This window comes from Kitasatospora sp. RG8 (genome assembly GCF_017813315.1).
In the GTDB taxonomy this organism is placed as follows: Bacteria; Actinomycetota; Actinomycetes; order Streptomycetales; family Streptomycetaceae; genus Kitasatospora.
The window spans coordinates 1-6,573 of record NZ_JAGIYX010000070.1; the positions used below are offsets into that span (position 1 = coordinate 1).

Annotated in this window: 1 protein-coding gene; it reads right to left on the minus strand. The window is 74.3% G+C overall.

All coding sequences use genetic code 11. The annotated features are described in order from the left end of the window. Nucleotides 1-6,573, minus strand: a 6,573-nt coding sequence (locus tag J5Y04_RS40950; RefSeq protein WP_307853564.1) for a non-ribosomal peptide synthetase, incomplete at its 3' end; no start/stop codon positions are given.

A 6,573-nucleotide genomic window follows, 5' to 3' on the forward strand; every position in this document is an offset into this window, starting at 1 on the left:
CTCCGCCGGGTACTCCGGGTCCAGCGGCAGGTACGCCGCCCCGGCCTTCCACACCCCCAGGATCGCCGCGATCAGGTCCACACCCCGCGGCAGACACAAACCCACCACCGACTCCGGACCCACCCCCTGGCCGACGAGGTAGTGCGCCAGCCGGTTCGCCCGCGCGTCGAGGTCCGCGTACGACACCTCGAACCCGTCCCCCGCAACCGCCAGCGCCTGCGGCGTCCGCGCCACCTGCGCCTCGAACAACCGCTCCGCCGTCACCTGCGGAACACCCGCACCCGTGTCGTTCCACTCCACCAGCACCCGACGCCGCTCGGCCTCGTCCAGCACCTCCACCGACGCCAACCGCACCTGCGGGTCCTCGACCACGGCCCGCACCACGCGGACCAGCCGGTCGGTGAGCCGCCGGACCGTCCCCGGGTCGAAGAGGTCCGTGGTGCCGGCGAGTCCGCCGCGGATGCCCGCCGGGGCGCCGTGCTCGTCGAAGGTCTCGCCCACCATGAGTTCGAGGTCGTTCCGGGCCACCGGCGTGCCCGCGTCGGCCATGCCGACCCGCACGCCGGGCAGGTCCAGGGCGGGTTCGCCACCGCCCGCGACCGAGCCGGTGTTCTGCAGCGTCAGGACGACCTGGTGCAGGGGGTTGCGGCCCAGCGAACGGGTGGGCGCCAGGGCCTCGACCAGTCGCTCGAAGGGCACGTCCTGGTGGGCGTAGGCGCCGAGTCCGGTCTCACGCAGGCGTCCGAGCACCTCGGTGAAGGTGGGGTTCCCGGACAGGTCGGTGCGGATCACCAGGGTGTTGACGAAGAAGCCGACCAGGTCGTCCAGCGCCTCGTCCGTCCGCCCGGCGGTGGCCGAGCCGATCGGGATGTCGGTGCCGGCGCCGAGGCGGCTGAGGGTCACCGCGAGGGCGGCCTGGAGCACCATGAACATGGTCACGCCCTGCGCCCGGGCCAGCTCCGCCAGGCCCTGGTGAAGCGCCGCGGGGATCTCCAGCTCCTCGGCGTGCGCGCGGTGGGAGGCCACTGCCGGACGGGGCCGGTCCCCCGGCAGGGCCAGCTCCTCCGGGATGCCGGCCAGCGCCTCGCGCCAGTAGGCGATCTGGCGGGCGGCCAGGCTCGCCGGGTCCTGTTCGTCCCCGAGCAGCTCGCGCTGCCACAGGGCGTAGTCGGCGTACTGGACCGGCAGCGGCGCCCAGTCGGGGGCCCGGCCCTCCAGCCTGGCCGCGTAGGCCGCGGAGAGGTCGCGGGCCAGCGGCGCGGTCGACCAGCCGTCGGTGGCGATGTGGTGGACGAGCAGCAGCAGGACGTGCTCCTCCGGGCCCAGCACGAACAGTTGTGCCCGCAGCGGGATCTCCGCGGCCAGGTCGAATGCGTGACCGGCGGCCGCACCCAGTGCGGCGTCCAGGCCCTGCCGGGTCACCTCGGTGACGGTCAGCTCGAAGCCCGTCCCGTCGGCCGGCAGGACCAGCTGGCAGGGCTCCCCGTCCGTGGCCTCGAACACGGTGCGCAGCACCTCGTGACGCCCGAGGACGTCGCACAGGGCGGCGGCGAGCGCCTCCCGGTCCAGCGCACCGCTCAGACGCAGCGCCGTCGGCGTGTTGTAGGTGGCACTCGGCCCCTCCAGCTCGCCCAGGAACCAGAGCCGGCGCTGGGCGAAGGAGAGCGGCACCCGCTCGGGGCGGGCCGCGGCGGTCAGCGCGAGCCGGCCCTCGGCGGCCCGGTCCAGCCAGACGGCGACGGCGGCCGGTGTCGGCCCCTCGAAGAGCACCCGCAGGGGCAGCTCCACGCCGAGGACCGTCCGGACGCGGCTGGCCAGGCGCATCGCGAGCAGGGAATGGCCGCCGAGGGCGAAGAAGTCGTCCTCCACCCCGACCGCGGGCAGGCCCAGGACCTCGGCGAACGCCTGGCAGAGCAGCTCCTCCCGCGCGTCCGCCGGCCCGCGGCCCACCCCGGCCGCGTACGCGGGGGCGGGCAGCGCCTTGCGGTCCAGCTTCCCGTTCACCGTCAGCGGCAGCACGTCCAGCACCACCACCGCCGACGGCACCAGGTACGCGGGAAGCCGGTCGGCCGCGAACTCCCGGACGAGAGCGACGAGTTCCCCACCGCTCTGGCCCACCTCGGGCACCACGTAGGCGACCAGGCGCTTGTCACCCGGGACGTCCTCGCGGGCGACGACGGCCGCCTGCGCGACCAGCGGGTGCTCCGCGACGACGGCCCGGACCTCGCCGGGCTCGATCCGGAACCCGCGGATCTTCACCTGGTCGTCGGCCCGGCCGAGGTACTCCAGCTCACCTGCCGCCGACCAGCGGACCAGGTCTCCGGTTCGGTACATCCGCTCACCCGCCGCGGCGAACGGGCAGGCCACGAAACGCTCCGCCGTCAGACCCGGCCGGCGGACGTAGCCACGGGCCAGCCCGGCCCCGGCTATGTACAGCTCACCGGCGGCGCCGGCCGGCACCGGCATCAGGTGCTCGTCGAGCACGTACACCCGGGCGCCGTCGATCGGTGTGCCGATCGCCACCCCGTCCGCGTCCGCGCGGCAGCGCCACACCGTGGCGTCGATGGCGCTCTCGGTCGGACCGTAGCTGTTGAACAGCGTGCGCCCGGCCGCCCAGCGACGGGCGACCTCGGGCGCGAGGGCCTCGCCGCCCACGTTGAGGACGACACCGGCCCCGAGCGCGGCGGGCTCCAGTCCCGCCAGTACCGCCGGCGGCAGGTCCACGTGGGTCGCCCCTTGAGCGGACAGGAACGCCACCAGGTCGGCGCCGAGACGACGGTCCTCCGGCACGACCACCAGGGCGGCCCCGGAGGTCAGTGCGATCGCCCACTCCAGGCAGAAGACGTCGAAGCTCACCGAGGCGAACTGGCTGACCCGCGAGTCCGGCCCCACCCCGAGGCGGTCGCGCGCCGACGCCACGGTGTTGGCGAAGGCGGCGTGCGGGACCACGACCCCCTTCGGCCGGCCCGTCGAGCCCGAGGTGTAGATCAGGTAGGCCGGATGGCCGGGCGCGGGCACGGTCCGCTCACCCGCGCCGAGGGCGTCCGCCGCCAGGCCCGCCAGCGCCCCGACCGTCTGCGGCGCGTCCAGGAGCACCACCGGCGGCACGGCCGACGCGGGCAGTTCCGGGGCCGACACCGCCGAGGTGAGGAGCAGCGCCGGGGCCGCGTCGTCCAGCATGTGCGCGATGCGCTCCGCCGGGTAGCCCGGGTCGACCGGAAGATACGCGGCCCCCGTCTTCAGGACGCCGAGGACGGCGGTCATCAGCCCGACACCGCGGTCCAGCGCCACCGCCACCACCGACTCCGGGCCCACCCCCTGACCCGTCAGGTACCGGGCCAGCCGGTTCGACCGGGCGTCGAGCTCGGCGTAGGAGACCTCGTCCCCGTCCGCCACCACCGCGACCGCCTCCGGACTGCGGGCGGCCTGCGCCTCGAACCGCCTGGCCACCGGTTCGGCCGTCGTGCCGTCGGCGGCGCTCTGCGCGCCGCGCGCGCCCGGGGCGTTCCAGGCCACGAGCATGCGCTCCCGCTCGGCCCCGTCGAGCACGGCGACCGCGGCCAGGCGGGTGGCCGGGGCGGTCTCCAATGCGGACAGCAGGTTGTCCAGGCAGGTCCGGACGAGGGCGCACACCTGGGCCGGGTCGACCACCCCGACCGCGTCGACGCTCACCACGAACGCGGCACCGGTGTCGTCGACGGACAGACTCAGCGGGTAGTTGGTGGCGTCCCGGGTGGTCAGCAGGGTGATGCCCGCGAGCGCGTCGTCGGTGGACTCCCGGCCCACGACCTGGCTGTGCCGGAAGTTGAAGAGCGAGGTGAACAGTGGGCTGCCGCCGGGCACCCCGCTGGCCTGCTGCGCCAGGGCGAGCGGGGCGTGCTCGTGCACCAGCAGCTCGGCCAGCTGGTCCCGCATCCCGGACAGCGCCTCGCCCACGCCGGCCGCGCCGACGCGGACCCGGACCGGCAGGGTGTTGAGGAACAGGCCGGGCACCCGGTCGGAGCCGGCGCCGGCGTTCATCCGGCCGAACAGCACCGTGCCGAAGACGACGTCGTCGCGTCCGCTGACCGCCGCCAGCACCCGCGCCCACGCCAGGTGGAACACCGTCGCCGCGCTCACCCCGTGGCGGCGCGCCGCCTCCCGCACCCGGTCGGACAGCGCGCCGTCCACCTCGGTGTGCGCCAGGGCCACGCCGTGGCCGTCCTCCTGCGCGTCCAGCAGGCCGAACGGCGCCGTGGTCTCGGTGACGTCGCCGAGCAGGCCTGCGAAGAACCGCTCGTGCTCCTCGTCGGGCAGGCCGAGGCGGGCCTGCGCCACGAACTCGCGGAACGGCAGCGGAGCGGGCAGCGACCCGCCCCTCCCGGCCAGGAACGCGGCCAGCTCGCCCATCACCACGTCCATCGTGGTGTGGTCCTGCACGAGGTGGTGAATGCGCAGCACGGCGGTCCACCCCCGGCCACCGGGCTCGGGGGCGACGTACGCGCGGATCAGCGGTGCGTGGGTCAGGTCCATCGGCGACCCGCTGACGGCCATCAGGTACTCGACGGCATCGGTGCCGGGCGCCGGTGCCGCCACCTCCCGGACGGGAAGCTGCGCGTTGCGGAGGACCACCTGGACGGGTTCGCGCAGCCCGTCCCAGACGATGGCGGTGCGGTAGATGTCGTGCCGGTCCACGACCTGCTGGAGGGCGGCGAGGAAGGCGTCCAGGCGCTCGCGCGAGTCGAACCCGAGGACGAAGGGCACCGCGTAGACGTCCTCGTCCACGCCGTCGCGGCCGGCGAGCAGGTGGTGGAAGAAGAGGCCCTCCTGGAGGGGGGCGAGGGGGTAGACGTCCGCGATGTTGGCCGCGCCGCCGGGGACGGCCGAGGTGATCAGGTCGATCTCGGCCTGGTCCAGCTCGACCAGCGGAAGCATCCGCGGGCTGAGCTCGGTGGCGTCCGCGGGGATCGCGTTCGGGGGCACCACGACCCGGTCCGCTCCTACGGTGGCCGCCAGACCGGCCGGGGTCGGGCTCTGGAACAACGCCCGCACCGACACCGACACACCCCGGGTCCGCAGGTACTCCACCAGCGAGACCGCGAGCAGGGAGTGCCCGCCGAGGGCGAAGAAGTCGTCGTCCACCCCGACGGCCGGCAGGCCGAGGACCTCCGCGAAACCCGCGCAGAGGACCTCCTCCCGGGCGGTCGCCGGGGCACGGCCTTCCCCTGCGGCGTACTCGGGAGCGGGCAGGGCCCCGCGGTCCAGCTTGCCGTTGACGGTCAGCGGCAGCGCGTCGAGGACGACGACGGCGGACGGGACCAGGTAGGACGGCAGCAGGTCGGTCGCGAACGCGCGTACGGTGGCAGGGAGTTCGCTGGCAGTCCGGCCGTCGGCAGGGACGATGTAGGCCACCAGCCGGGTGTCGCCCGGGGTGTCCTCACGGGCGACGACCGCCGCCTGCGCAACGCCGGCACACGCCGACAGCGCCGCACTCACCTCACCCGGCTCCACCCGGAACCCGCGGATCTTCACCTGCTCATCCGCCCGCCCCGAGAACACCAGCCTCCCGTCCGCCGTCCAACGCGCCCGGTCACCGGTGCGATACATCCGCCCGCCCGCCACGCCACCGAACGGCGCCGCAACAAACCGCTCCGCCGTCAACCCCGCCCGGCCCGCATACCCGCGCGCCAACTGCCCGCCCGCGACATACAGATCACCCGGCACACCCACCGGCACCGGCTGCAAACGCTCGTCCAGCACATAGACCCGAGTGTTGGCCACCGGCGCGCCCATCGGCACCGCCGACTCCGTACCGTCGATCCGCCCCGCCGTCACCATCACGGTCGACTCCGTCGGACCATAGGTGTTCACCAACCGGCGGCCCTCTGACCAGAGCTGCGCCTGCTCACGGCTGATCGGCTCCCCACCCACCAGAAGCGTTCCGAGCCCCGGCACGGCCTGCGGGTCGAGGACCGCGAGCAAGGACGGGACGACGCTCGCCGCGCTCACACGGCTGTCTCGCAGCATCCGCGCCAGCAGGGCCGTGTCCGCTCGCTCCGCCGCCGACGCCACCACCAGCGTCCCGCCATTGGCGAGCGTGACGGCCAGGTCCAGCACCGACGCGTCGAAACTGAACGACGCGAACTGCAACACCCGCACCCCCGGCGCCGCACCCAGCTCCGGTGACAACGCCGCCACCATCGACGCCACCGCACCGTGCGAAACCGCCACACCCTTCGGCACACCCGTCGAACCCGACGTATAGATCACATAGGCAAGCTGCTCCGCACCCACCACGACGTCCGGCGCCGTCGACGGCCGCCCCGCGACCTCCGGATCGTCCAGGGACAGACCACCCCCGCCGATGACAACCGACGCACCACTGTCCGCCAGCATGAACTCCAGCCGCTCCGCCGGATACTCCGGATCCAACGGCACATACGCCGCCCCCGCCTTCCACACCCCCAGAACCGCCGCCACCATGTCCACACCCCGCGGCAGGCACAGACCCACCACCGACTCCGCACCCACCCCCATCGCCACCAACTGATGCGCCAACCGGTTCGCCCGCGCATCCAACTCCCCGTACGACAC